This window comes from Hymenobacter negativus (genome assembly GCF_016056375.1).
GTDB classification, from domain to species: Bacteria; Bacteroidota; Bacteroidia; order Cytophagales; family Hymenobacteraceae; genus Hymenobacter; species Hymenobacter negativus_A.
The window spans coordinates 1,040,021-1,066,323 of the sequence record NZ_JAEDAE010000001.1 but is presented as its reverse complement, the minus strand read 5'-3'; the positions used below and the strand labels follow the sequence as shown (position 1 = coordinate 1,066,323).

At 58.6% G+C, this 26,303-nt stretch carries 23 protein-coding genes; 6 read left to right on the top strand and 17 right to left on the bottom strand.

The features are described 5' to 3' along the window. Positions 1-9 precede the first annotated feature (9 nt). Positions 10-3,408 carry a UvrD-helicase domain-containing protein gene (locus tag I7X13_RS04630; RefSeq protein ID WP_198074522.1) on the bottom strand — a complete coding sequence of 1,133 codons (3,399 nt, stop codon included), beginning with the start codon at positions 3,406-3,408 and terminating at the stop codon, positions 10-12. A 43-nt stretch (positions 3,409-3,451) separates the two neighbouring features. On the opposite strand from I7X13_RS04630, the gene I7X13_RS04625 reads away from it, so the two are divergent. Then, complete coding sequence (locus tag I7X13_RS04625) at positions 3,452-3,898, top strand: hypothetical protein (protein ID WP_198074521.1); 447 nt, start codon at positions 3,452-3,454, stop codon at positions 3,896-3,898. A 4-nt stretch (positions 3,899-3,902) separates the two neighbouring features. Here I7X13_RS04625 and I7X13_RS04620 read toward each other — a convergent pair whose 3' ends face one another. Next, positions 3,903-4,316, bottom strand: a complete 414-nt coding sequence (locus I7X13_RS04620; protein ID WP_198074520.1) for an acyl-CoA thioesterase — start codon at positions 4,314-4,316, stop codon at positions 3,903-3,905. A gap of 156 nt (positions 4,317-4,472) precedes the next feature. Here I7X13_RS04620 and I7X13_RS04615 point away from each other — a divergent pair, with 156 nt between their 5' ends. Together I7X13_RS04615 and I7X13_RS04610 are read left to right on the top strand one after the other, a co-directional pair. Further along, entirely contained in the window at positions 4,473-4,667 is a 195-nt protein-coding gene (locus I7X13_RS04615; RefSeq protein ID WP_068239330.1) for a cold-shock protein, read from the top strand. A gap of 451 nt (positions 4,668-5,118) precedes the next feature. Continuing rightward, positions 5,119-7,119, top strand: coding sequence for a DEAD/DEAH box helicase (locus I7X13_RS04610; RefSeq protein WP_198074519.1), 2,001 nt, complete (start codon positions 5,119-5,121; stop codon positions 7,117-7,119). A gap of 268 nt (positions 7,120-7,387) precedes the next feature. Here I7X13_RS04610 and I7X13_RS04605 read toward each other — a convergent pair whose 3' ends face one another. From I7X13_RS04605 to I7X13_RS04595, 3 genes are all read right to left on the bottom strand, one after another. Beyond that, positions 7,388-7,846 (bottom strand): PA2169 family four-helix-bundle protein, encoded by a 459-nt coding sequence (locus I7X13_RS04605; RefSeq protein WP_198068762.1) that lies wholly within the window; start codon positions 7,844-7,846, stop codon positions 7,388-7,390. A 61-nt stretch (positions 7,847-7,907) separates the two neighbouring features. After that, positions 7,908-9,182: a BaiN/RdsA family NAD(P)/FAD-dependent oxidoreductase gene (locus tag I7X13_RS04600; RefSeq protein WP_317191522.1), complete on the bottom strand. Its 1,275-nt coding sequence runs from the start codon at positions 9,180-9,182 to the stop codon at positions 7,908-7,910. Positions 9,183-9,222: 40 nt separating this feature from the next. Next, positions 9,223-10,101 carry a Rossmann-fold NAD(P)-binding domain-containing protein gene (locus I7X13_RS04595; RefSeq protein ID WP_198074517.1) on the bottom strand — a complete coding sequence of 293 codons (879 nt, stop codon included), beginning with the start codon at positions 10,099-10,101 and terminating at the stop codon, positions 9,223-9,225. A 187-nt stretch (positions 10,102-10,288) separates the two neighbouring features. On the opposite strand from I7X13_RS04595, the gene I7X13_RS04590 reads away from it, so the two are divergent. Continuing rightward, complete coding sequence (locus I7X13_RS04590; RefSeq protein WP_233454654.1) at positions 10,289-11,161, top strand: SDR family oxidoreductase; 873 nt, start codon at positions 10,289-10,291, stop codon at positions 11,159-11,161. Positions 11,162-11,306: 145 nt separating this feature from the next. Here the strand turns inward: I7X13_RS04590 and I7X13_RS04585 are convergent, their stop codons facing one another. The 8 genes from I7X13_RS04585 to I7X13_RS04550 form a co-directional block, all read right to left on the bottom strand. Continuing rightward, complete coding sequence (locus I7X13_RS04585; protein WP_198074516.1) at positions 11,307-12,179, bottom strand: LysM peptidoglycan-binding domain-containing protein; 873 nt, start codon at positions 12,177-12,179, stop codon at positions 11,307-11,309. 55 nt (positions 12,180-12,234) lie between these two features. Further along, on the bottom strand, positions 12,235-12,534 hold the full coding sequence (locus I7X13_RS04580; RefSeq protein ID WP_198068754.1) for a YciI family protein: 300 nt from the start codon (positions 12,532-12,534) through the stop codon (positions 12,235-12,237). 140 nt (positions 12,535-12,674) lie between these two features. Continuing rightward, positions 12,675-13,196: a YkvA family protein gene (locus I7X13_RS22015; RefSeq protein ID WP_394368573.1), complete on the bottom strand. Its 522-nt coding sequence runs from the start codon at positions 13,194-13,196 to the stop codon at positions 12,675-12,677. Positions 13,197-13,282: 86 nt separating this feature from the next. Further along, positions 13,283-14,473: a hypothetical protein gene (locus I7X13_RS04570; RefSeq protein WP_198074514.1), complete on the bottom strand. Its 1,191-nt coding sequence runs from the start codon at positions 14,471-14,473 to the stop codon at positions 13,283-13,285. Between the two features lie 31 nt (positions 14,474-14,504). Further along, positions 14,505-15,329, bottom strand: coding sequence for a type 1 glutamine amidotransferase (locus I7X13_RS04565; protein ID WP_198074513.1), 825 nt, complete (start codon positions 15,327-15,329; stop codon positions 14,505-14,507). A gap of 120 nt (positions 15,330-15,449) precedes the next feature. Then, the gene (locus I7X13_RS04560) at positions 15,450-16,553 is read right to left on the bottom strand and encodes a carboxylate-amine ligase (RefSeq protein WP_198068746.1); all 1,104 of its coding nucleotides are present in this window, start codon (positions 16,551-16,553) and stop codon (positions 15,450-15,452) included. Between the two features lie 82 nt (positions 16,554-16,635). Then, complete coding sequence (locus I7X13_RS04555; RefSeq protein ID WP_198074512.1) at positions 16,636-17,832, bottom strand: ATP-grasp domain-containing protein; 1,197 nt, start codon at positions 17,830-17,832, stop codon at positions 16,636-16,638. Between the two features lie 60 nt (positions 17,833-17,892). Beyond that, positions 17,893-18,600, bottom strand: coding sequence for an alpha/beta fold hydrolase (locus tag I7X13_RS04550; protein ID WP_198068744.1), 708 nt, complete (start codon positions 18,598-18,600; stop codon positions 17,893-17,895). A 199-nt stretch (positions 18,601-18,799) separates the two neighbouring features. Between I7X13_RS04550 and I7X13_RS21405 the strand changes: the two genes are divergently transcribed. After that, positions 18,800-20,299, top strand: coding sequence for an alpha/beta hydrolase-fold protein (locus tag I7X13_RS21405; RefSeq protein WP_317191521.1), 1,500 nt, complete (start codon positions 18,800-18,802; stop codon positions 20,297-20,299). 416 nt (positions 20,300-20,715) lie between these two features. Here the strand turns inward: I7X13_RS21405 and I7X13_RS04535 are convergent, their stop codons facing one another. After that, positions 20,716-21,342: an AlbA family DNA-binding domain-containing protein gene (locus I7X13_RS04535; protein WP_198074511.1), complete on the bottom strand. Its 627-nt coding sequence runs from the start codon at positions 21,340-21,342 to the stop codon at positions 20,716-20,718. Between the two features lie 108 nt (positions 21,343-21,450). Then, positions 21,451-21,864, bottom strand: coding sequence for a DUF3127 domain-containing protein (locus I7X13_RS04530; protein WP_198068742.1), 414 nt, complete (start codon positions 21,862-21,864; stop codon positions 21,451-21,453). A gap of 133 nt (positions 21,865-21,997) precedes the next feature. On the opposite strand from I7X13_RS04530, the gene I7X13_RS04525 reads away from it, so the two are divergent. Next, positions 21,998-22,978: an isoaspartyl peptidase/L-asparaginase family protein gene (locus tag I7X13_RS04525; RefSeq protein WP_198074510.1), complete on the top strand. Its 981-nt coding sequence runs from the start codon at positions 21,998-22,000 to the stop codon at positions 22,976-22,978. 95 nt (positions 22,979-23,073) lie between these two features. Here the strand turns inward: I7X13_RS04525 and I7X13_RS04520 are convergent, their stop codons facing one another. Together I7X13_RS04520 and I7X13_RS04515 are read right to left on the bottom strand one after the other, a co-directional pair. After that, complete coding sequence (locus I7X13_RS04520; RefSeq protein ID WP_198074509.1) at positions 23,074-23,994, bottom strand: cyanophycinase; 921 nt, start codon at positions 23,992-23,994, stop codon at positions 23,074-23,076. Positions 23,995-24,086: 92 nt separating this feature from the next. Further along, positions 24,087-25,925 (bottom strand): M1 family metallopeptidase, encoded by a 1,839-nt coding sequence (locus tag I7X13_RS04515; protein WP_198074508.1) that lies wholly within the window; start codon positions 25,923-25,925, stop codon positions 24,087-24,089. Positions 25,926-26,303 lie beyond the last annotated feature (378 nt).

The following is a 26,303-nucleotide window of genomic DNA, read 5'->3' as shown; positions in this document are numbered from 1 at the left end:
AACGGGTGCTCATAACTCCACTACTTCCCCCGTCCCGAAATAATAAATAACGCCGCGCACCTCCGCGTACCCCAACTGCTCAAATAGCGTGGCGTAATTCCGCAGCAGGCGCTTGTGTTTCTCCTGCGGCGGGGGCAGGCGGAAATCCATCAGCGTGACACGGCCGCCGAGGCGGTGGTGGGCTTCGAGGGAGGGTTCGAGCACCACGCGGTCGGGCTTGTAGTCGCGCAGCTTCACACCGCCCACCAATATTTCACGCTCCGTTTCCACGCTCAGGTGCGGGGCGAAGTAGGGGGCCAGGCGCGGGTCGCTCACCAGCGTTTCGAGACTCTCCACCAGCGCGGGCCGCTCCTTGGCGCTCAGGATGCCCTCGGCCACGAGCTGGCTGGCCACCCGGCCCACGTCGGCGGCCGTGAGCAGGCGACGCAGGGCAAAGTGCAGCTTGCGATTCCACTCGCCCTGGGCCTTTTGCTCGTCAAAATCGAAGAGCGTGGTGGCGTGGCGGCGCAGCTTCAGGCGCTCCTCCCAAGGCGCGGCGGCCAGGTTGGTTAACTCATAAGTTTGAGATCTAAGCTCTTCGTTCGGAGTTCTGGCTTTAGCCGCCGGAGTGCCTTGCGAAATAATAAATGATACCTGTTCCTCCTGCCACTGGCCGCGGCTTTGGAGGTAGCCGAGGAGTAGGTCGGCCACGGTGCGGGCGGCCGCGGCGGGGGCGGCGTCCAGCTCGTCGGTTTTAGTGGTTTTCTTCTCGTCGGGCCGCTTGCTGATGACGTAGAGGCGGTGGCGCGGCCGGGTGAAGGCCACGTATAGCGTGTTCAGCCCTTCGAGGAAGGTTTTCTCCCGCTCCTCGTCGTACTGCGTCCCCAGGACCGTCTGCTGAATGCCCTTGCTCAGGCTCACCACCGCCACGTCGGGCATCAGCTCGGTGGGCTTTTCGCCGGCCTCCAGGTGGCCCCACAGCAGGGTGCCGCGGTGTGGCTCCAGGCTCCAGTCGGCAAAGGGCACAATCACCACGCCATACGCTAAGCCCTTGGCCTTGTGCACCGTGGTGATGGTGATGGCTGCCCGCCCGCCCGGCGCGTTGATGCTGATGCGCCCTTTGCGTTCCTCCCAGTGCGTGAGGAAATTGCCCAGGTTGTTGCCAAATTTCAGGCTGTATTCCAGCGTCAAGTCCAGAAAGCGAAACAGGTACTCGCTTTCTCCATTCCGCCCCAGCAGCCCAAACAAACTCAGCAGCCGCTCGGCCAGCTCGTAGAGGCCCAGGTTGCCGGTTTCGTGCTCCTGCACGTCGTAGCCCAGCGCCCGCAGCTCATCAAAAAACGACGTGCCGCCCGCCGCATTGGCCACCGTGGCAATGTGCCGGGCGCGGGCAGGAGTAGGAGCCAACCCGCGCACCACCTTGTCCACGAGCAGCAGGGCCTCAGCCCGCGCCAGTGTATCGGCGGGCTGGTGCAGCACCCTGAGTATGCTCACCAGCAAGTTCACCACCTCCGCAAATTCCAGCGCCAGCGAATCGGCCGAAATAATGGCGTAGCCCCGCTCTTTCAGGAACTTGGCAATGATTTTACTGGCGTAGCGCGTGCGGCACAGCACCGAAATATCCTGTAGCTCATAGCCGTCGCGCAGGGCCTGCTCCACCAGTTGCAGGGTGAGGTAGCAGGTGCTTTCGTCGTAGCCCAGCAGCGCCTCGGGGGCGTGGCCGGGGAGGGGCTCGGCAGTGTAGGTGCCGGTGGCAGGGTCAAAAATCAGCGCGGGCGCATCCTTTTGGGTGAATAACAACTCCACATGGCCCTGTTGGCCTGCGCGTTGCGAATCCGGTACCTGCTGCCCAAAGTGCGCGTCATAAATCCCCGTCACTAGCCCCAGCGCCTCGTGCCGCGCACTCACCGCTTCAAAAAATGAGTTGTTGAAATCAATAATTTCCCGCGCCGACCGGTAATTCACCTGCAAGGCCTTGGGCTCCAGCTTGCCGCGAAACGCCTCGTAGCGCCCCCGCAGCAGCTCGCGCATTTCCGGCTCGCGGGCCCGCGCCGCCAGCGCCTCCGTATTGCCCTGATGCAGGCGCAGAATCTGCTCCATCTCGCCCCCGCGCCAGCGGTAGATGGCCTGCTTGGCATCGCCCACCGCCAAGCTGCTGTGCCCATTGGCCAATGTGTTTTCCACCAGCGGCAGCAGGTTATTCCACTGCAAAACGGACGTGTCCTGAAACTCATCAATCAGAATATGCTCGTATTTCTCGCCCAGTCGCTCGTACAAAAACGGCACCGGCTCGGTGAGCACAATGCTGGCAATTCTTCGGTTAAATTCCGAAATCAACACCACATTTCGTTCGCGGCTGATTTGCTCGACAATCTTATTTAATTCACTTAATAAAGAAGCGTGAAATAAATACGGCTGCATGGCCGCCAGCAAAGTATAGCTCTGCAAATGCACCTCGCGTAATTGCGCTACTGCCGCTACAATGCTGCGCAATGATTCCTTTGTTTCGTCAACGCGTGCCCGGTCAGCTTCGGTTTTTATTTTGCCGCTATACCATTTATCGTCAGCCAGTGTGGCGTTGACGTAGCTGTTGGGCCCGGCATCCGGGGCCAGCAAATCCAGCCCTTTCTGCACGTAGCCAAAAATGCCGCGCTTGCCCTGAAAGAAGTCGCCTTCCGTGGCGCCGGCTTGCTCCAGCACGGCCACTGCCGCCTCTTTGGTCTTTACGAAATCGGCTTCAATTTCGGCCCGCCGCGCCCTAATTTCTTTGTCCAGCCGCCGGAAATCGGCCAGGCTCAACCTATCCAGCTGCGCCACCGCCTCCTGCACCGTCTCATTAAAAAGCACCTTGCCGAAGCCCGCCAGCTCCTCCGGCAGCCGGCTCCAGCTTTTGCCCTCGTCGGCCTGCCCCAGCGCGTATTCCGCCAGCGTCTGCGACAGCAGCTTGCTGTTCGGGTCGCGGTTCACCTTGTCAAGCAGCGCGGCCACCGCGCTTTGCAGCACCGCATCCGTATCCAATTCCACCTCAAACGTGGCCGGCAAGCCCAACTCCCGGGTAAACGCCGTCACAATCCGCTGCACAAACGAGTCAATGGTGCTCACCCCAAAGTCGGCGTAGTGGTACAGCACCAGCCGAAACGTCTCCGCCGCCCGCCGCCGCACCTCCGTTTCGGGCAGCTTCAGTTCGGCCGCAATATCGGCCAGCAGCGTATCCGGCTTGCCCTCCTGCGGATAAGCAAAATCCCGCAGCGCATCCACAATGCGGTGCTTCATTTCCCCCGCCGCATCGTTGGTAAACGTAATGGCCAGCACGTGCTTAAAATACTCTGGACTGTCAGAACCCAGCGCCAGCAGCAGGTATTCTTTCGTTAATTGGTACGTCTTCCCCGAGCCGGCCGAAGAGGAGTAGATGCGGAATGAGGGAGGCATGTATATTTGGACTTGGGTCTTCAATGCAGAATTCCTGCACAGTATGTATATTATGCTTGTTGCTAAAAGCAGTGCGAATTATAGCAGGCGCTATAGCTTAGTTATAATTGTCATGTATTTAATAATTATAACCGCTAACCAGTTTCCTTCGAATAAATATCCTGCACGCTTTAATATTGAGTCGTTGTCGATATTGGCTTGTATTACCTTTCTAGTTGCGTATTACTGGAAAAAGCGTGTTGAATCTGTTTCTGTCGAGGATGATGAAATTAAGGTAAAAAGCGTGAGTTGGCTTGGCCCGAGAATCAGAACATTTAAGCTAAGTGATACCAGTGGGCGGTTGGTTGAAGAGATTAATGAAACTGAAAGCTGCTATGTACTACAACTTTTCCGGTTGGGAAAAATGGAGTACAGTATATCAACGGCGAACGGCTTCAAAAAAAAGAAGCTTATTCGACTGGCGAATGCTTTATCAACTATGGTAAAATAGAGAATTAGGCATCATTAGTCAGCCACCCCACCATCTCCGCTGTCACTCGCACGGGCCGGCCGCTCTTAGGGTCGAGCAGCACCCAAGTAGTTTCCGCCTCGCACAGCAGCACACCATCGGCGGCGCGGGTGAGGCGGGTGTAGCGCAGCGACGTGGCCCCGCTGGTTTCGCCCACCCAAGTAGTGGCCCGCAGCGTCTCGCCCGCGAAGGCCGATTGCAGGTAGCGAATCCGGTGCTCGCGCACCACCCAGATAATCTGCTCGCGCAGCGCGGCCGGGCAAATGCTCAGCCAGTGCGCCCCCGCCACGTCCTGCACCCAGCGCACGTATTCCACGTTGTTGGCGTGGCCCAGCGCATCAATGGCACTTTCGGGCACCTGAAATTCGTGGGAGAAAGCGTGGGCGGGCGCGTCGGACATACTCTATAGTAGGAGGGTGAGCGGGCAAAGGTCGGCACGCATCGAAAAAAATACCTATCGACTTGGTGATTTGGAATTTCTGCCTATCTTTGACGCAACCTAAGAAACCAAGCCACGGTGGCCCAAACGCTTAGGGAAACTCCACAACCAACCACCATGCCCACCGGAACGGTAAAATTCTTTAATGACACCAAAGGTTTTGGTTTCATCAAAAACGACGAAACTGGCGAAGATATCTTCGTTCACATCAGCGACCTCCAGGTTAGCTCGATTCGCGAAAACGACAAAGTTCAATACGAAGTAGCTCAAGGCAAAAAAGGCCCGAACGCTGTGAAAGTGTCGCTGGTTTAATTCAGCCCAAGCTTTGCAATCTAAGAAAGCCCGCCTTTGGCGGGCTTTTTTTTGTGCCCAGAATGCAAACTTCGCCCGTCATCCGGAGCGCAGCGAAGTACCTTCTCACGAGAAAACGGGTTGCTGTAATCAAGTAGCGCAGACGTGAGAAGGTCCTTCGTTGCGCTCCGGATGACAGGCGAAGCGGGTGGCCGCCACGCGCTGCACGGCCACTTGGTTGCGCCATGTTATAAAAACTGTAGCTTTTCCAAAATAAAAATCCTACCTTTGCACCCGCATTTGAGGACGGCCTGAGTCCGCGTAAGCCTGAGAGAGGCGCTAACGCATTGGTCGCGTTGTTTTTTGGTTGTTTTTTCCCGCCTGATTGTGAAAGGTAGAAGGAGGGGAAACGTCGCTGAGTACGGCTGTTTTCGGAGCGAAGACTCTTTATCCCCTTATCAATTCCACATTCATGGAAGCTGAAAAAACTGTGGTTCGCTTTGACGAACTGAACCTCTCCGAGGAAGTGCAACGCGCCATCACCGAGATGGGCTACGAGGAAGCCTCGGCCATTCAGGCCGCCGCCATTCCCGTGCTGCTTTCCGGCAAAGACGTAATTGGCCAGGCCCAGACGGGTACCGGCAAAACGGCCGCCTTCTCCATTCCGGCCATCGACAACATCGATACCGATAGTCGCGACGTGCAGGTGCTGGTGCTCTGCCCCACCCGCGAGCTCGCGGTGCAGGTGTCGGGCGAAATCCAGAAGCTGGGCAAGTACAAGCGCGGTCTGATGGTGGTGCCTATTTACGGTGGCAGCCCCTACGACCGTCAGCTCCGCGCCCTGGAGCGCGGCGTGCAGATTGTGATTGGCACGCCCGGCCGGGTGATGGACCACATCGAGCGCGGCACCCTGCGCCTCGACAAAACCACGAAAATCATCCTCGATGAAGCCGACGAAATGCTCGACATGGGCTTCCGCGAGGACATCGAGTACGTGCTCAGCAAGATGCCCGAAGACCGCCAGACGGTGTTCTTCTCGGCCACGATGAGCAAGCCCATCATGGAGCTCACCAAGAAATATCAGCGCGAGCCGCAGATTGTGAAGGTGAACCATAAGACGATGACGGTTACCAACATCGAGCAAAGCTACTACGAGGTGCGCGGGCCCCAGAAAAAGGATGTGCTGACCCGTTTGCTCGACATGTACAACCTGAAGTCGACCATCGTTTTCGCCAACACCAAGCGCATGGTGGACGAAATTGTGGCCGACCTGCAAGCCAAAGGCTATTTCGCCGAAGGCCTGCACGGCGACATGGGCCAGCAGCAGCGCCAGAACACGCTTGACAAATTCCGCAAGTCGACGCTGGAAGTGCTAGTGGCTACCGACGTGGCCGCCCGCGGCATCGACGTGGACAACGTGGAGGCCGTGGTAAACTACGACCTGCCCGCCGACGAAGAATATTACGTGCACCGCATTGGCCGCACGGGCCGCGCTGGCAAGTCGGGCAAAGCCTTCACGTTTGTGAGCGGCCGCGACATCTACAAGCTGCGCGACATCATGCGCTTCACCAAGGCCGACATTAAATTGGCGCAGGTGCCGTCGTTCGCCGACGTATCGGAGGTAAAAACCACGCTGTTCCTGAACCAGATTAAGGAAATCATCGAGAAGGGCAACCTGGAGAAATACGTGGGCCGCGTGCAGCGCCTGCTCGACCAGGGCGACGAAATCACCTCGCTCGACATCGCGGCGGCCCTGCTGAAGATGACGATGAAGGAGGACAAGAGCGCCCAGCAGAGCCTCGACGCCAGCAAGGCGGCCGGCCAGGCCCGCCCCGGCTACACCCGCTTGTTCGTGACCATGGGCAAGAAAGACCGGATTCACCCCCGCGACATCGTGGACTTGATTTCGGAGTCGAGCAACCTGACCGGTGCCAAAGTGGGCGACATCGCCCTCTACGATAAGTTCAGCTTCGTGGAAGTGCCGTCGGAATTTGCCAATGAGATTGTAGAGAAACTCGGCCGCACCAGCATCCAGGGTTCGCCGGTAAGCTTCAGCATCGCCACGCCGGTGCAGGATGCTGCCGCGAAAGAAGAAGGCTTCAACCGCATGGGTGGTGGCCCAGGCGGCTTCGTCGGCGACCGGGGCGAGCGTCGTGCCTTCGGCGGCGAGCGCCGTGAGGGTGGCTACGGCGGCGGCTACAAAGGCAACCGCGGTGGCTTCGGCGGCGGTGAGCGCCGCGAGGGGGGCTACGGCGGTGGCTACAAAGGCAATCGTGACGGCGGCAGTGGCTATGGCAACCGCCCGAGCTACGGCGACCGCCGCGAAGGCGGTACCGGCAAGTCGGGTTATGGCAACCGCCCGAGCTACGGTGACCGTCCCAGCTACGGCAATAAACCGAGCTATGGTACGCCCCGCGAGTACGACACACGCCCCGCACCCCGTACTCCCCGCAACGAGAACTTCGACGAATAAGGACCGCAGATTTTAACGGATTTGACGGATAAGAACGGATTCGGTCGGATTGTCATAATCCGGCCGATACCTATCAGGTTAGTTATTTGTCAATTATATACTTATTGTTTGTTGGTGATAATTAGCCAAGCTATTTATTAAAGTTAGTGCTATAAAAAAGGCCCTTCGATTAATCGAAGGGCCTTTTTTTGATTCAATGGTTTTAATAAGAAAAGCGAATTTGTTAGAATCCGTTCTTATCCGTCAAATCCGTTAAAATCTGCGGTCCTTATTTCGACGAATCGCGCAGGGCTTTGATTTTGTCGTGGCCTTCCATCACGCCCTGGTACTGCTTTTCGATGACTGATTTCAATCCGGCGGGCAGGCCTTCGGCTTTCAGCGCAGTCTGGTAGGCTTTCTTGGCGTAGTCTTCGCCGCGCTCGCACTCGGCGAGGATGCTGTGGCGGTCCTTGCCGGTCACGGCCGATTTCAGGTCAATCCAGGCGCGGTGCACGGCACCGGTGATGGAGCCGCTGGCTCCTTCGTTGGTGTCGGGCTTAAGGTCCAGCTTGAACATCTGGTCCTCGATTTCATTGAGGTAGCTCGAACGCTGGGCGGCGAAATGCTTGAACGTGTCCTTCAGGTCGGCATCTTGCACGTCGACCATGGCTTCGGCGTAGCCTTTCTGACCGTCTTTGAGGGTTTCAACCAGTTCGTTGAGCAGGGCTTGGGTGGCTTTGGCTTCCATGAGGAAAGAGTATTTTGAGGTGAAAGATTATGCCTCGTTTACTGCTGAGCCGCGCGGAAGGTTACACCGCAACTGCCAATGATGCGGACATTGCCTGCCCGGCCAGGAAGCCGGTGGTCCAGGCAGCCTGGAAGTTGAAGCCGCCGGTGATGCCATCAATGTCGAGCACTTCGCCGGCGAAATACAGCCCGGGCACCCGGCGGCTCTGCATGGTTTTGAGGTCAACTTCATCGAGGACGATGCCGCCGCATGTCACGAATTCCTCCTTGTAAGTGGTTTTGCCGCGCACGGCCAGCGGCATTCGGAGCAATAATTCGAGCAGGCGGTTCTGGGCTTTGGCAGGCAGGTCGCTCCAGCGAATTTCCGCGGTGATGCCGGCCTGCTCGGTGAGGTTGCGCCAGAGGCGTTGGGGCAGGCCAAACTGCGGGTTGCTGGCCACGATTTTCTTGCCGTTGTCTTGCCGGAACTGTTGCAGCCAGGGACGCAGGGTTTCCTCGGTGAAGGTTGGTATCCAGTTGATAAGCGCGGTGCCCACGTAGCCCAGCTCGCTGAGCCGACGGGCACCCCAGGCCGAAAGTTTGAGCACGGCCGGGCCGCTCACGCCCCAGTGTGTGACGAGCAATGGGCCTTCGTATTGCAGCTTTTCGCCGGCCAGCACCACGCGAACCTGGGGCACGCTCACGCCCATAAGCTCGTTGAGAGGCGAGTTGGGTACGTTGAATGTGAAGAGGGAAGGGACCGGGTCGGCGATGCGGTGGCCGAGGGCACGTAGCCAGTCGTAGTTGCCCGATTTGGGATTGCCGCCGGTGGCAATGAGCAGCTGTGAAACCTGCAACGATGCGCCAAATTGTGCGCTGCCTGCGCCAGTGATTTTCAGGCTGAAACCGCCTTGCGGCAGTGGCTGAATCTCATCGACACTGGCATTGGTGACGATGCGAACGCCGGCCTGGCGAGCGGCTTCTTCCAGGGCGCGGGCAATGGTTTCACTGGAATCTGTGGTGGGAAACATGCGGCCGTCGGCCTCCGTTTTCAGCGTCACGCCGCGCTTGGCAAACCAGGCAATGGTTTCGGCCACGCCAAACTGCTGAAAGGCGGCTTTGAGTTGCTTGCTGCCGCGTGGGTAGTGGGCCACCAATTGGGCGGGCGTGTTGCAGGCATGCGTCACGTTGCAGCGCCCGCCGCCCGAAACGCGCACTTTGGCGAGGAGTTTCCCCGTCTTTTCCAACAATACAACGGAGACATTGGGGTTGGCTTCGGCGCAGGCGATGGCACCAAAAAAGCCAGCCGCCCCGCCGCCGAGGACGGCCACGAGGGGAGGAATTGCAGCAGATTTCACAAGGCAAAGGTAAGCCGCCCACCAGTGGGCCATCGCCGGACTAACAGTAGGCCAGCGAGGCCAGCACATCATCGTGCTTAAACTGATAGGGCACGAGGCTGCGCACCAAGCTACTATCAATAGTTTTGCCACTTACACCCTGCTCGTCCTTGAAAGTGGGTGCGCTCAGGTTGAGATATTGTGCGGCGGCGGGGTAAAAATCGCGGCGGCGCGGGTGCTGGTTGGCACACACGTTCAGGGTGTGGCCCCAGGCCCCGCGTTCGATGATGCAGGACAGCACGCCGACGACATCGGTCAGGTGCACGAGGTTTACGGGCGCATTGCCCTGGTCGAGGCCCTGGCGGCCCGCCAGGAAGCGGCCGGGAGCCCGGTCCGGGCCAATGAGGCCGCCCAGGCGCACCACGGTGCTTTTCCATTGGCCGTAGCGCGGCACGAAATGACCTTCCGCCCGCAGCACATCCGAGGCCGCGTCGCGGGTGCTGATGGCGTCGGTTTCGCGCATGAGGCGCGGCTCGTTCGGATACACGCTGGTCGAGCTCACAAACAGCACATGCGGCGTGCCGGCCGCAGCTACGGCCCGGTGGATGGGCCGTAGCAGCGTGGGGTAGGCCCCAGCGGCGGCGGCGCGGGGCGGCACGTTCAGCACCAGCACATCGGCGGCGCGGAGCAGGCGGTGCAGCAAGGCTTCGGTCGGGGCATCAAAGTCGGAGCCCAGCCGCAGCAAGTGGCCCTGGATGCCGGCGGCAGCCATTAGGGGAAGGTTTTCGGGGGTGGTGGTGGTGCCCAGTACGGGGTGGCCCGAGGCCGCCAGCTGCCGTGCCAGAGCCATGCCCAGCCAGCCGCAGCCCAACACTAATACGGTAGGGAGCCCCGCTCCCGAATTCGAGCTCGTGGAGCCCCCGGAAATGGAACTAGTCATGCCAATCAATCGAAATTAATGCCTTCAAGGCACGAAGGTGAGAAGAAAAAGGTGAAACACTATATTCGGCATTGAAAATAAATAATCCGGCCTCTGAGCTACGTTGGGCTAACATTCGCACCAGCAGGCTTGTACCTTCGGGTGGCGGACTGACCCGCTTATCCCACCCTTATTGTTTTTTATTCGGATGAACGCACCCTACACCCAGCCTATGCTGCGCGATAACGCCCTGGCGGGCAAAACCATCATCGTAACCGGCGGCGGCACCGGCCTGGGCCGGGCCATGACTACGTATTTCCTGCAGCTAGGCGCTAACGTCACCATCACGAGCCGCAAACTGGACGTGCTGGAAAAAACCGCTGATGAGCTCCGCCAGCAAACCGGCGGCAAAGTACTGGCCATAGCCTGCGACGTGCGCAAGTACGACGAAGTGGAGGCCATGCTGGAGCGCACCATTCAGGAGTTTGGCGGCGTGGATGTGCTGTTGAATAACGCGGCCGGCAACTTCATCAGCCCCACCGAGCGCCTGAGCCACAAGGCGTTCGATGTAATTGTGGACATTGTACTGCGTGGCTCATATAACTGCACATTGGCCGTGGGCAAGCGCTGGATTGCCGATAAAAAGACCGGTACCATCCTCAACATCGTGACTACTTATGCCTCGGTAGGCTCGGCTTTTGTGGTGCCTTCGGCCACGGCCAAGGCCGGTGTGCTGGCCATGACACGCTCACTAGCAGTCGAATGGGCCAAGTACGGCATCCGTTCCAACGCCATTGCGCCCGGCCCATTCCCAACCGAAGGCGCTTGGAGCCGCCTTTTCCCTGAGCCGCTTGCCAGCAAGCTTGACCCCGCCGCCAGTGTGCCCCTCAAGCGCGTGGGCCAGTACCAGGAACTGGCCAACCTAGCCGCCTATCTGGTATCGGATTTCTCGGCGTATGTGAATGGCGAAGTTGTAACTATTGACGGTGGTGAGTGGCTGAACGGAGCCGGCGAGTTCAACAAGCTCGAAATGCTGACGCCCGATATGTGGGACCACATTGAAAAAACCATGCGCCGCTAGACCACGGATTCGCTCGGATTTTTCGGATTTTGTAGACGATTTCAAACCAAAAAGGCTTGCTGATTGGCAAGCCTTTTTGGTTGAGATAGAAAAATTTTTGTTCACAAAATCCGTGCACTCCGAAAAATCCGAGCGAATTCGTGATTTAGAGTTTGTAGCCTTTATAATCCTTGGTGAATTCCTCCAGCGGAATGGGTTGATTCGGTATTACGTCCAGGAATTCAAATTTCTCAAACAGGCCTTTCTCATCGTTCACCTGCACCATGGTGGGAAGGTAGGTTTTGGGGTCGACGCAAAGAATAGTGCGGCGGCCGTAAGCATTGGGCACTTGCAGCACTTTACCTTCAGGTATTTTGTCGCCGATGCTCAGCCCGTTGCGTTCGATGATGCGAAATTCGCCGCACCCAAACCGCTCAGCTACCGTGCCGATGGTTTCGTTTTTGCCGGCTTTGTAGCTCACGTAGCGGTATTGCGGATAGTCGGAGCGGAGCACGTAATTGGTGCGGCCCAGCAAAGTGGTGTCGCCCACGTAGCGGAACGAGCGGCTGTAGGAGTTGTCCTGGCGCAGGCCGGTGGAGCGTAACAGGTCCGAAATAGTGCCAAAGCCGGCCTGCAGGGCCGTATGGTGCTGGCTGCTGCGCATCAGCTTACCGTTGGGGTCCAGGCTGAGGGTGACGTAAGGGAAGGCCGCCGGGTATACCCAGGCATCGCCGTTATTCTGACCCGCCAACCACAATACTTCCACGCCTTTCTGGTTCTTGATGTAGATGCGCAGCGGCTTGTACGTCAGCTTCATAATGCTGCGCGCCTGATGAATGCTGCCTTCGATGCGCTCCTGCGCCTTCACGGTGCAACGCAGGAATTTCAGTCCTTCAATAGCTGCGCTCATGCGCGCAGTGAGCTGCTCCGTGGTGATGGCGGGTGGGGTAGCGGGGGCCGAAGCGGCCATCAAAGCCAGTACTCCTGCTGGAATAGCGAAGCGTAACCCAATAGAACTCGTAACGGGAAAAACAGCCATAAAAGGATTAGAATGAGCGACTGAATACTTCGAAATTACGAAGCAAGAGCAGGCATTAATTGAGGTTGATGTGGGGGAAACGCGAAGCGGTACTGTCGAAAATGAACAGCTCATCAATTTCCACGCCGCGCAGGAAACGATAGAGCGGAAACCGTTCGACGAGGGCCTGAACGGCGGCGGCATCTTCGCCGTTCACGGTGACCCAGCCCCGGCTCCGGTCGCTGCTGATGGCGTATGATTCCACAATTTTTTCGTTCAGCAGGCGGTTGATGAAATCACGATGCCGCGGAATAACGGCGATAAATTCCTCATTAAAGGCATCGGGTAGGCGGAGGGTTACTACAAAAGTCGGCATACGGGCGGAGCGGCACAGCGGCGGGGGGTGGACCTTGCTAAAATTAATGGAAGCAACCGAAAACTGACGAAGCGAGGCCAGACAGCAGCACAACGAAAAAAGCCCCAGCCGGCGCTGAGGCTTCCACGGCAAAAGGCAATTTACGAATGCCCCAGCTCGGCCACGCTGGGCTGGGCCTGGTCGCCCCGGGCAGGCTCGGCGGCAGCATCCGGACTAGCGCTGCCATCGGCGGACCGGGCACCGGTTTGCTCCCACTCCCGAAATTTGAGAATTTCATCTTGGAATTTGCCCACAAACCAGCCAATCAAGCTCAAATCGTCCAGAAAGCCAATCACCGGAATAAAATCAGGCACCAGGTCGATGGGCGATAGCACGTAGAGCAGCACGGCCAGGCCCGAAATCACGGTGCTGGTGGAAATGTCGCGGTATGCACCGCTAACGAAGGCCCGCACCAGCCGCACCAGCGTCAGGGCTACGTCGAACAGTTGCTTGAATTTATTGTCTTTGCTATCCTTGCTGGCCAGCTTATCCGCTGTTTCGTTCAGGATGGTGACTACCTTGAATGGCTTGCCCAGTAGCTTGGTAGCGCGACCAATGAAGACGTTGAAAAGGGCGTTTTTGGATATTTTGAGGCCTTTTTCGGCCAGCGGAGACATGGGCATGCTAATGCGAGTGAAGGGGGGTTGGACGGGCTTTACGCGCAATGACTCCCTGTTGTTCATGTGGGCTTCATCCCACGCCAGCGGCGCTAACGCTCGAAAAGCGGCGTAGTGCCACCTACCCAGTCTTTGTTTTTATTAAAATCTACCCCAATCATCTCGCCCCGGCTCAGGCGGCTCAGGCCACAAACCAGCGTAGGCCGCGCCTGGTCGGGATGCCAGACATAGAGCAGCCGGATTTCGCATTTCACCAGTCCGTCAAGCGATTGCACCACGGGTTCGTACTGAACCTTCCGTTGCAATAAGTAATGCTCCTTATCGGTGATGGCATCCAAATCGGCGGCCGTGACGTGCAGGCGCACACCGGCCCCGGCAAAGGAAAACAGGGGCTTGAGCACGTAGTTTTCCAGGTCGGTAGGGTAGGAATTTAGCTCGTGCAGGTAGAAACTAGGCGGCACAAATGGCCCGCTGAGCAGCGGCAACGTGTATTTGCTAACGCGGAAAAACCAGTTGGGATGGCCCACCCAAACTACATCCACATCATTGGTCAGATGAAACTCGCCGGGTAAGTCCGGATAACGCTCTAATTCGTCAAAAATAACGCGGTTATAAATTCGCTTAATTGAAATTTGACGCCCGTCTTTTTCATAGAATAATTGACGGCCATTTTTGCGAATTTTGGTAAGGCAAACAGCATCAATTCCCCAAAATTCTTTCGTTAAAATGAAATCAATCCGAGTCTTTTGCTTTTCAGGGAAAATTTCTAAAAGAATAACGTTCTCCGGTGCTTCGTCGCCAAGTAAAAAACGACGCATTTCCTCGCGGTAATCAGCGACATCCGGCGAATTGAGAAAAGCAGAAACGGAGTTGGGAATAGGGAAATGCCTTTCAAAGATGCCAGGTAACCAGGCCTGAAAGGCATAGAGTGAAGGAAACCCCTGCATCTCAATCAACTGGGGCTCCAGGTTGCCGGTGGCGTTGCGGCACACGGCAAAGTCAAAAGTCAGAAATTCGGGCCGCCCTTCCTCACCGGGCACGCGCTGGTGCGCGGGGATTGCCCCCTCGGTTAATTCCTTGAAATTTTCCTGCTGAATTACGTCGATAATTGATTCGCCAGCGGCAATTAATTTGTCTCGTAAATCAGCCGGAATAAATACCGGCGTCTCGGCCACCCGAAAGTCTAGTTGCCCGGGAAATTGCTGGTTGATATCGGCCAGCATTTCCTGATATTTCGCGGTTGTGAAAGCGGCGTTGTAGCGGTGGCGGTACTCAGGAATCATAAGCAAAGGAGCAGCTGAATACGAGCAGAAATTAAGCAGCCGTGAGCTGGCCCAATTGGACTAACGCACGACGCAAGAAAGTAGGCAGAATGATGGATTCGGTGTATTCAATCGTGTCCGGGTCGGCCAGCAAGCGCACCATTTCGTGGTATTTAGCCTCGCCATAGGTGTTGATTACCTGTTGCTTACGTTCGTCGGTGAGCATGTAGCGCAGCATGCCCTCGCCGTCGGCCTCGGGGTGGAATTGGGTGCCGAATACTTCCGGCGAAAAGCGGATGGCCATCACGGCGCGGGCCAGGGGCACGTGGGGCCGCTCTTTTTCCAGGCACAGAATTTTGGCCCCTAATTCCTCAATGCGCGGCAGGTTCAGGTCTGCCAATTGATAATCGCGGGAATCGACGACGTAAAACGGGTCGGCTAGTCCCCGGAGGGTGGGCTCGGCCGCGCCGGCCGGCGTGAAATGCACCGGGAGCACGCCAAACGAAGTTGATTTGCGCCGGCTAATGGTGCCCACGCCCAAATGGCGGCTCACCAGTTGGAACGAGTGGCAAATCAATAACACATGCTTTTTCTGCTCATTTACCTGATTATGAGCAAATATTGAGTCAATCAGCTGGAAGTAGCGGGGTTCCCATGGCTCATCAGAAGGCAGCGGGCTACCGGGGCCACCGCTCGAAATATAAATATCGTAACCCAAACCGGGCAACTCGTTTTCAGCCCGGACGTTGAAGGTGTCGACGCGAAATCGGGCGCCGTTTTCCTCCGCGCTCCGCGCGAGCAACTGCCGAATGCAACGCATTCCTTCGTTGCGGGCATTATCATACATATCCAGAATCGCAATGCGAATAGCTTCCATATAGTAGCAATTAAATAGGCTTTTGCAACCAAAAAATAGAAAAAAGCCAAGCCAGGGCCGAGCTTAAAAATAAACAACGCCAACCGGAAGGCTGGCGTTGCGAAGGCAAAGATAAATCAGCTACAGGCCGAATGTAGTTTCGGCGAGAATGTAGTCGACTACCTTGCTCAGGTCGCCGGTTTCGCGGAAAACCTTGAGCTGACGGTCGGCGCCGGTGCCCATCTCCATCATTTTCAGTACGTATTCCACTTCGTGGCGGCTGCCGAGGTCGTCCACCACGTCGTCAATGAAATCGAGTAGCTCCAGGATGAGCTTGCGGGTGGGCACCTCCTCCTGAATCCCAAAATCAATCATGTTGCCATCGAGGCCGTAGCGGGCGGCGCGCCACTTATTCTCCTTGATGAGGGCGCTCCGGTAGATGCGAAAATTGAGGTTCTGGGCTTTAAGTTTATAAATTTTAGCCACCAGGGCCTGCATGATGGCGGCTACGGCAATGGTTTCGTCGGCGCGCATCATCATGTCGCAGATGCGGTACTCGATGGTATCGAAGAAGGGGTGCAGGCGCACGTCCCACCAGATTTTCTTGCCGTTGTCGATGCAGCCGGTTTTTACCAACAGCGCGATAAACTCATCATAGTCGCTGGCGCTATGGAAAAAGCCGGGAATGCCGGTGCGCGGAAAGCGTTCGAAGACTTTTGTTCTGAATGACTTATAGCCGGTTTCGCGCCCTTCCCAAAACGGGGAGTTGGTGCTGAGGGCGAACAAATGCGGCAGGAAATACCGCAGCGTATTCATCATGTAAACGCCCATTTCGCGGTTTTCGATGCCGACGTGGACGTGCATCCCGAAAACGAGGTTGGAGCGGGCCGCTTCCTGCAATTCCTCCACTATTTTATCGTAGCGCACATCGGGCGTGATGGGCTGGTCCTGCCAGCGCGAAAACGGGTGCGTGCCGGCCGCCCCAATTTTCAGGCCCTGCCGGTCGGCCAGCTCAATTACCTGGCGGCGCAGGTGCAGTACTTCGGTGCGCGCCTCGCCAATATTCTGGCAGATATTGGTGCCTACTTCCACCACGGCCTCGTGCATTTCGGCCTTCACCTGCTCATGGAGCGTGATTCTGCCGTTTTCGACGATTTGGGAGAGGTGCGAGCGAAGCTCCCGGGTTTCCGGGTCAATGGTCTGAAATTCTTCCTCGATGCCGAGGGTAAACACGGGGGTGGGCATGGATGGAGCGACTGGAAGCAGGAAGACAAAGACAAGAATAGCCGCGCCCGGAAGGGGGCGCGGCTAACTGGCGGGGAGGCTGTTAAGCCTTTTTAGCAGCGGGTTTTTTGGCGGCCGGAGCTTTGGGCGCGGTGGCTTTTTTGGCGGCCGGAGCTTTTGCTACGGGCACTTCGCCGGTGGGTGGCACGGGCTTGGGGGCATTGGCAGCTTTTTTCGGCGCGGCTTTTTTGGCGGCAGGTTTAGGCGCGCCGGTGGCACCCAGGTCGTTGGTCTCGGTCACGGCCTGGCCTACCTGCACGTCGCCTCGGCCAGTGTAGCGTTTTGCGGGGGCGGCCCCCACCGAGTCCTGCACGAAGCTGCCCCAGGTGAGGTTGGTTTTGCCCGCTTTATTGGCTTGGGCGCGCTCAATGGCCAGCAGCGCGGCGTGCTCTACTACCCACTCAAAGTTCTCCGCACCAACAGAGTTGATATCGGCATCGGGGGCGGGGTTACCGAAGTCGATGGCGATGGGCACCCCGCCGCGCACGGCAAATTCCACGGTGTTGAAGTCGTAGCCCAGGCCCTGGCACAGGCGCAGGGTATAGTCCTTAATGGTGTCGAGGAGCTGTTGGCCGGCCTCGCCCTGGGTTTTCATGGTGGTCTGGTAACGCTCGTGGGGGGCGTTGCGCGGCTCGTAGGGCATGATGAGGACGTGCTTGCCGCCCAGGCAGTAGCAGCGGAAATAGTCATCAAAATCAATGGCTTCCTGGTAGAGCATCACCAGCTGGCCGGTTTCGTCGTAGGCGCGCCAAGCTTCCTCGGGGTTGTCTACTTTATATACGCTTTTCCAGCCGCCGCCGGAGTGGGGTTTCATGAAGGCCGGAAAACCAATGCGTTCGAATGCCCGCTCCCAACTGAACATAGCCAGGTTGCGGAACGAGTTTTCGGTGGTGTCATCGGGGCGGGCCTTGCTGGGCAATAGCAGCGTTTTGGGCACCGGCACGCCCAATTGCACGGCCAGGGCGTTGTTGAAAAACTTTTCGTCGGCGCTCCACCAGAAGGCGTTGTTGATAACGGCCGTGCCAGTCAGGGCCGCGTTTTTCAGGTAGGCGCGGTAAAACGGCACGTCCTGCGAAATGCGGTCGAGGATGACGTCGTAGCCGCAGGGCACGGCCTGCTCTACCTGCTCAATCTTCACAAACTCGGCCGTGATGCCGTCCACGGCTTTCTGGTTCACGCGGTCGACGAAGGCTTGCGGAAACGTGTTTTCCTGCCCGAAGAGGATGCCAATTTTTTTCATAGGTTGGGGTGTTTGGTGCGTTTTCTGGGGTGAAGAATTGGGGAGTCGGAAGGGGAAGACTTAGCCGATAGTAGCTAAATACTGGGGAAACATTTCGCGCCACACGGGCCAGTCGTGGTTGCCGAACGGCTTCACGTCCAGGGTGTAATGGATGCCTTTTTCGCTGAGCAGGCGGGCCATCTGGAAGTTGGCCTCTTTACAGAAATCATGCTCGGCAGTGCCCAGAATGATGTTCATCCACTGAAAATGCTCGTTGTACGCGCCCGGCAGGTATTCGGGCGGGTTGTTATAATACACGTTGTCGTCGTGGTAGCCGTCCACGAACTGACGGATATCGAAGGCGGCGCCCATCGTAAATAAGTGCGCCACCTGGTTGGGGTGGCGAAAGGCAAAATTGAGCGCGTGGAAGCCGCCGAAGCTGCAGCCGGCCACGGCAATCTTGTCGACATGACACTCCCGCTGGAGCATGGGCACGAGCTCCTCGCTCAGAAACTGGTCGTAAAAAACGTGGTTTTGAACCCGAATACGCGGCTCCAGGTGCTTGGCGTACCAAGAATGCTGGTCGATGCTATCGATGCAGAAAAGCTTGACCCGGCCGGCTTCCACCAGCGGGCGGGCGGCCTCGATGAGCTTGAAGTCGCGGGCCTCATATTCGCGGCCGCCGGAGGTGGGAAAGATGACCACCGGGTAGCCCCAGGTGCCAAAAACCAGCATATCAATATCCTGGCCGAGGTGGTGCGAGTAAAAGCGGCGGTGTTGTTCCTGCACGGGATGGGGGGAAAGAAGGGCGGGGAAATGGTTGAAGAGCGGTGCGGCAAACTAGCAAAGAAATCATGGACCGGCTGCATTTATCCGGTTTTAATTTGATTAAGAAGCTCATTCCAACCGGGCGGTGTTACTTTGTTTGATGCTTGCAGACTCCACCAGCCCCATAATATCATCCGTTAGCACCCGCCTTTGCCGGGAAGTGCTACCGTCCAGCTTTTTGGAGCGGCAAGTAGAATTGAGCATTCTGCTGCCGCCGGCACGCCTGGCCGCCGATGCTCCCTATCCGGTGCTGTACCTCAACGATGGGCAGGATTTTGAGCGTCTCCACCTGCAAGCCACCCTCGATGCGCTGTATGCCCAAGGGGCAGTGCGGCCCTTTGTAGTAGTCGGAATGCACGCCAACGAGCTGCGGGTGCAGGAGTATGGCACCGCCGGCCACCCCGATTTCAACGGCCGGGGCAGCCTGGCCGGGGCGTATGCCCAGTTTGTGCTGGAAGAGCTGTTGCCCTTTGCCCAAGCCAATTATCAAGCTTCGGCTAGTCCGGCCGAGGCGGTGATGGCCGGTTTTTCGCTCGGCGGTCTGTCGGCGTTCGATTTGGTGTGGCACCACCCAGAGGCGTTTGCGCGGGCCGGGGTGTTTTCGGGCTCGTTCTGGTGGCGACAGAGGGCCGTGGGGGCCGGCTACACGCCCGCCGACCGCATAATGCACGGCCTGGTGCGGGCCGGGGGCCTGCACCCCAGCCACCGGTTCTGGTTGCAGGTGGGCACGCTGGATGAACGCGGCGACCGCAACGAAAACGGCGTTATCGATTCGGTAGAAGACTGCCTGGATTTGATAGACGAATTGATAGCCTGTGGATTAGATGTCCAGAAAGCCCTGCGCTACGTGCAGGTAGAAGGCGGCCACCATCATCCCGACACTTGGGGCCGGGTAATGCCTGATTTTCTGATTTGGGCGTTTGGGCCGGTGGCAGGCCCGTCCGTGCTTCCCGCTCCGCTGCCGGTGGTGCGCCTGCAACTCGACCCGAAGCTGGCGCCTGCTATTCTGACGCCTTCGGCTCCGCCGGTCGTGCCAGCTGCCGCCGCGTTGGTCCTCCAAACTTCCGAAAGTGCCGCCGGGCAACCCCTGCCGACCGCGTTATCCCTTGCCACTCACCCAAACCCCGCTCCTATGTCCTTAACCCGCCCTGCCGATGGCGACTTCCTGCCTTACGCCGCCGGCTACATCAACTTAGTGCCGGCTGATGCCGACCCGCGCGAAGTGCTGCGCGCCCAACCCGCCGAAATTCACGCTGTTTTTGCGGACCTGAGCGAAGAACAGGCCGAAAAAGCCTATGCCCCCGGAAAGTGGAGCCTCAAAGAAATGCTGCTGCATCAGATTGATTCTGAGCGCGTATTTGCCTACCGCGCCATGCGTTTTGCCCGCAACGATGGCCAGAATCTGCCCGGATTCGAGCAGGACGACTACGTGGCACACAGCGGGGCCAACGCCCGTTCCATCGTGAGCCTGCTGGCCGAGTACGATGCGACTCGCGCGGCCACCGTGGCCTTGTTCGATAGCTTCACTGAAGAGCAACTGGACCGGCGGGGCACGGCCAACGGCGGGCCAGCCACGGTGCGGGCGCTGCTCTACATTGTGCCCGGCCATGAGCGGCACCACCTTAACATCATTCGCGAGCGGTATTTGCCCATTTTGTAGGCGATTTTCGGTAAAACTTCTACCTTCGCTCACCACAACGCGCCGGCCCGGCCGTGCGTTGAAATCCCCGAAACCTAACCCCTCACCTAAACTTCTTTTCAACCATGGCCAAAGCCCAAGACGCCCGCAAAGAGAAAAAGAAAGAGCCCGCTAAAACCATGAAGGAAAAGAAAGCGGAGAAAGAGGAGAAAAAAGTTGCCCGTGCCCGCAAGCAGGAATAGACTGTCTGAACCACGGATTCCTGCGGATTTTTCGGATTTCACGAATTTCGTAGACTGCGTAATTCTAAAAAACGAAACCAAAAGGCCCTGCTCACCGAGCAGGGCCTTTTGGTTTTGGAAGCGCACTCATACAATCGGCAAAAAAAGCCGTCCACAAAATCCGTGGAATCCGAAAAATTCGCATGAATCCGTAGTTCAGACGGTATAGTATGGCTCTTTCTCCTTGTCGTGGTGCCGGATGTAGCCGTGTAGCACCAGCTTTATGAGTGTCTGGTAAGCGCGGCGCTTGCCAAAATTCACCAGCTTCATGAACTGAGCCAGGGTGATGCGGGGATGGGTTTTCAGGTAGTCGATAACGGCCAGCTCCTGCTTGTTGAGCGGAATTTGCTCGAAGCGGGATTCAGGCTGCTGGCGTTCCAGTACTTTCTCAGTGAGGCCGCTGGTTTGCACGCTGGCGTCGCGCACGCGCACGTAGCCGCGCCAGTCGTTGGGGGCTACCTGGGCGCGGTGGGGTTTGCGGGGGCTTTCGGGCACGGTCACGATGAGGACCGTGCGGCCTTCTTCTTCTACTTCGTGGAAGTGCAGGCCGGCCAGGGGCGGGGCAATGTAGTTTGCGGCGGCATCGCGCAACACGAATAATTCTTCCTCGGCATCGCGCACGCCCAGGATGCGGCCGGCATCATCTACGCCCACCAGCACCTGCCCGCCCCGGGTATTGGCCAGCGAAACCAGGGTGCGCGAAATGCGGTGCGGGTGCGTGGTTTTCTGCTTGAATTCCAGCGCCTCGCCCTCGCCCCGTGCTATCAGCTCGTGTAAATCCATGCAACATTATACGTAAAGCGCGCATAAAAAATGCCGCTTCCAACACATGGAAGCGGCATTTTTGAAAACGTAGGCCAGTAGCTGTGCTAGCGGCACAAATGGCTGGCCTTAGAAGGGCAGGTCGTTGTCGTCGTCGCTGGCGATGGGTGCGGCCGAAGGCTGAGCGCGCAGCGTGGGGTTCTGGTTCTGGGCAGCGGGGCGGGGGGCCGCCTGCTGCTGGCCACCACCGCCGTAGTTGGCAGCGCCGGCGGGCTCAATTTTCCAGGCTTCCAGGTTGGTGAAGTACAGCATCTGGCCGTTTTTGTTGAAGCCACGGCCGCGCAGGTCGAAAGTTACTTTCACTTCGTCGCCCATTTTGAAGGATTCAACGAGGCTAACTTTATCCTGCGTCAGCTGAAATTTAATATGTTGCGGATACTGGCCGTCCTGGACTTCCAACACGAACTCGCGCTTGCGAAACTTTTCGCTTACCTGCTGTTCGTCAAATATTTCGTGCAGCCGGCCGGTTACGTCGTATGCCATAAAAATGGGGTGTTTTTGTATGTGTAGACTTGAACATCAAACCTACGAAAAAAAACGCAAGCGGCCCCGCCGCCGTTCCCTCCGGCTACCTTTGCGGGCGTATTTCTCCCGACTTTCTTACTCCTTATAATATATGTTCGCCCTTGCCATCCACGGCGGTGCCGGCACCATTGCCCGCGCTTCGCTTTCACCCGCCGATGAACTGCTCTATCGTGCCGCCCTCGATGCAGCCCTGAGCACGGGCTACAACCTGCTACGCGACGGCGCCGCTGCCCTCGATGCCGTGGAAGCCGCCGTGCGCAGCCTCGAAGACTGCCCGCTGTTCAACGCCGGGCGCGGGGCCGTGTTCACCCACGACGGCCATCACGAAATGGACGCCGCCCTCATGAGCGGCCACAACAAACTAGCCGGCGCCGTGACCGGTGTGCGGCAGGTGCAAAATCCCATTCGGGCGGCGCGGCTGGTGATGGAAAAAACCGAGCACGTACTACTGGGCTATCCTGGCGCCGATGAGTTGGCGCTTGAGTACGGCCTGCCGCTGCAGCCCACGGAGTATTTCTTCACCCAGCACCGCTACAATCAATTGCAGGAAGCCTTGCGCGAAGGCCGCATGCGCCTCGACCACAGCCAGGCCCGCCCGGCTCCGGTAGCGCCGCTCGATGAGCCCGACACCTTTGTGGGCGTGGCGGACCCGAATTGGAAAAAGGGCACCGTAGGGGCCGTGGCCCGCGACCAGCACGGCCACCTGGCCGCTGCCACCAGCACCGGCGGCATGACCAACAAACGCTACTCCCGCATCGGCGACACGCCCCTCATTGGGGCCGGCACCTGGGCCGATGCGCGCTGCGCCATCAGCTGCACGGGCAACGGGGAGTATTTTATCCGCGCCGTGGCGGCTTACGACGTGGCTTGTCTGATGGAATACAAGGGATTATCGCTGGAAGAGGCCGCCCGGATTGTGGTGCAGGACAAGCTTGCGCCGGTGGGCGGGGAAGGCGGATTGATTGCAGTAGACGCAGCCGGGAACATTACGCTGCCATTCAATTCGGATGGCATGTACCGCGCCAGCCGCGTTGAGGGAGGGGAGGCGCTGGTGGCTATTTATAAGGAGTAGCTATTGGCACAGCGGCGCAACACAGCCGGAGTAGAAAGTAAAAGCCCGCTCATTTGCGTAATGAGCGGGCTTTTTTGAGTGAACTCCAGCAGGCTTTATGTAGCGGGCGTAACATCAATCGCCACGCTTGGGGCCACGGCGGGGGCCAGTACATCTTTGCTGGGGTAGAATTTCCGCTCGCGCATGTTGTACACGTTGCCTTTGGCCAGGACGTGCATGGTCACGTTTTCGATGGAAAGCACGGTGCCCTTTTTGGCAGCGGCAGCGTTGTTGTGCTGGATGTTGTGGCCGTCCATGATGATAACCAGGTTAGAACCAATGGTTTCGACCAGGTTGCCTTCGGTGATGAGCACGCCGGTGTCCTCGCCCAAGCCAATGCCAATGAGCTTGGGGTGCAGCGCCACCGACTCGATGAGCCGGCCAAAACGGCCGCGCTTCACAAAGTGCGAGTCGATGATGGCGGCGGGCAGCAGGCCCAGGCCGGTGCCCATTTTCACGGCCCCTTTCAGCAGGGCATCGGGCACCGAGCCGCCCCGAATCATGTGGTGCGACATGGCCATGGCCCCGGCGCTGGTGCCGGCAATCACAAAATTCGGCTCGGCGTAGTAGCGCTGAATCATGCGGTCGAGGAAGTCGGTTTCGCCGAACATCTCGCGCAGGCGCGACTGATTGCCGCCCGAAAACATGACCACGTCGGCGGCCAGCAGGCGCTCCAGGTACTCGGGCTGGCGGGCGTCCTCGGGCGTGCGAATGTCCATGATGCCCACGTTTAGGCAGTTGAGCATGGCAAAGGAACCGGTATAAATTGGTCCTACTTCCTCCGGAATCATGGAGGCGGTGGTCACGACTTCAATGCGCGGGTCGGTTTTGCCGGTTTCGAGCACAATGCGCTTCAGGATGCCCAACTCGAAAAAGTTGAGGTAATACTTGCGGCGGGTCCGGGGGTTGGGGTAGGTGCCCTTGTCCTCGTTGCCGCCCACGGCGATGAGCTTGCCGAGCGGAATGATGGTTTTCAACGGATGGCGGAGATTACGGAGTGATGCAAAAACGAAACGGCCGGACGGTAGCCCGGCACCAGGTCCGAGGCAAAGTTCGGGCCGGATGGGGATTAATGACGCTCGGCCCGGGTGGCCAGCAGGGCATCAAGAGTGCCGGTGGTCACGGAGTGGTAGTTGGGCCGGGCTTCGGTATAGATGGCGTGGGCTCGCGCCGGGACATCGGGCGTGGCCAGCAGGGCCTGGTAGAGCGGCACCACAAATTTGCGACGGCCTACGTGAAGCAGAAATTTTTTCACGGCTTCGCCGGCCGGCGCGTAGCCGGCCCGCAACGTGTGCGGAAACCAGGCGGTCAGAATTTCGGCATTGCCGGAGGTGGTTAAATGGAAGGTCGCATCCAGTGCCGCCAATTGCTCAGCGGCTAGGGTCGGGGAGAGGCGGTGCAGAAAATGAACCCACTCATGGCTGCTCCACCCGGTGGTGGGCGGGAGGAGGTCGGCCGGTGCGGTGCCGGCTTCCAGACGGGCCAGCACCTGGTCGACTTTGGCGAACCGCTCCGAAGTTGGCGTCGGCGCGTTGGGCGGGAGTCCGGGGCCGTCGACCCAGGCGGCCAGGTTCAGGCGAGCTTCGAGGCCGGGCTCCTGGTCCAGCAGCTCGGCGCGGAGGTAGTGCAGGAAGCTCGCGGTGTCCATTGCCTGAAAACTGAAGCGGGCGAAGTACTCCTTAATAAAGGCATCGAGCCGGGGCCGGCCGACGAGCGACTCCAGCGTCAGGAGCAGGGCGCAGCCTTTCTCGTAGGCAATCTCGGTGAGGCCTTCGTCGGGGTCGCGGCCGGCCAGGGCCAGGTGTAGATGGGTATCGCGACTAGCCGCGCCAATTTCTTCGATGGTGTGATGCAGCGCCGCCCGGCCCAGTACCTGGAGCATGTCGGCGTATTCGGGGCCATACAAATGTTCCATGATGCGGCGCTCGAAATAGACCGTAAATCCCTCGTTCAGCCAGAAATCATTCCACGTTGCATTTGTAACGAGGTTGCCCGACCAGGAGTGGGCCAGCTCGTGGGCCACCAGACTGGTCAGGCTGCGGTCACCAGCAAGGATGGTGGGTGTTACAAATGTTAACCGAGGGTTTTCCATGCCCCCGAAGGGGAAGGAGGGGGGCAGCACCAGCAAATCGTACCGTTCCCAGCGGTAAGTCCCGTACAGCTGCTCGGCGGCAGCCACCATGTTTTCGAGGTCGGCAAACTCGTGGGTGGCCACCGGCAGCGTGGCCGGCTCGGCATAGATGCCGGTGCGGCCGCTGAGCGGGGCAAAGGCCAGGTCGCCCACCGCCAGCGCCATGAGGTAGGCCGGAATGGGCTGCGCCATGTGGAAGCGGTACTCGCCGGTAGGGCTGCGCTCCTGCGGGTTCTCGGCGCTCATCAGCGCCAGCAGGTGGGCGGGCACGCGCACTGTGGCTTCGTAAGTGAAGCGAATGCCCGGCGAGTCCTGGCACGGCAGCCAGGTGCGCGCCAGAATGGCCTGCGACTGCGTGAAAAGAAACGGTTCGGTGCCCGCCGTCTGTTCCGGTTTCAGCCACTGTAAAGCCGCCGCGTGCGGGGCCGTCCGGTATTGGATGCGGACGGCCGCGGTTGCAGGCGTCAGGACCACGCGCAGCGCCTGGCCTAATATGGCATCGGGCGAGCCCAAGGTGAAATCAGTGGGTGTGGCTAGGCCTGCGGCGTCGATAGCCTCCACGGTTTCGACAGTCAGGTCGCGGGTGTCGAGCACGAGTTCGGCTGCCGCCCCGGGATTGGCGAGGTGCCAGGTGGCGGTGCCGGCCAGGGTGCGCTGGTCGAAGTCAACGGTCAGAGCCAAGGCGAGGTGGCGCACCCGCACCGGACTGTTGCCTGCGTGGCTATGTGGGTCGATGGGGAGGACAGTGGGTAAGAAGTCGGATGCGAGAGAGGCCATGCGGGAAATGATGAAGAGAAATTCAGAAAGACCGGGACGGATATCGGAGCGCCGTGCCATCCAGGGCTTCGCTAAGCGTCGGGCCGAAATAACAACCAGGCTGGGAGATTGGACCCGGAAGCGGAATTTAACTGCCACGGAAGGGCTTCCGGAAGCCGGCTCCACCCGGTAAACAAAGCTATCCGGGCCGACCTTGCTTACGGAACAGAAATTTTTGCCTGGAATTGGCACGATTACGGCCCTACAGCAACATGCTGTGCCCCGCAATGGCGTACTTTGCAACCGGACTGCCCGCGGGCGGCCCGGCGCAACCCTGCCAGCAGCCCGGCAGTACAACGCCCAACCTCCGGCCACGGTCGGAGTTGTTTTTCGCCCGCT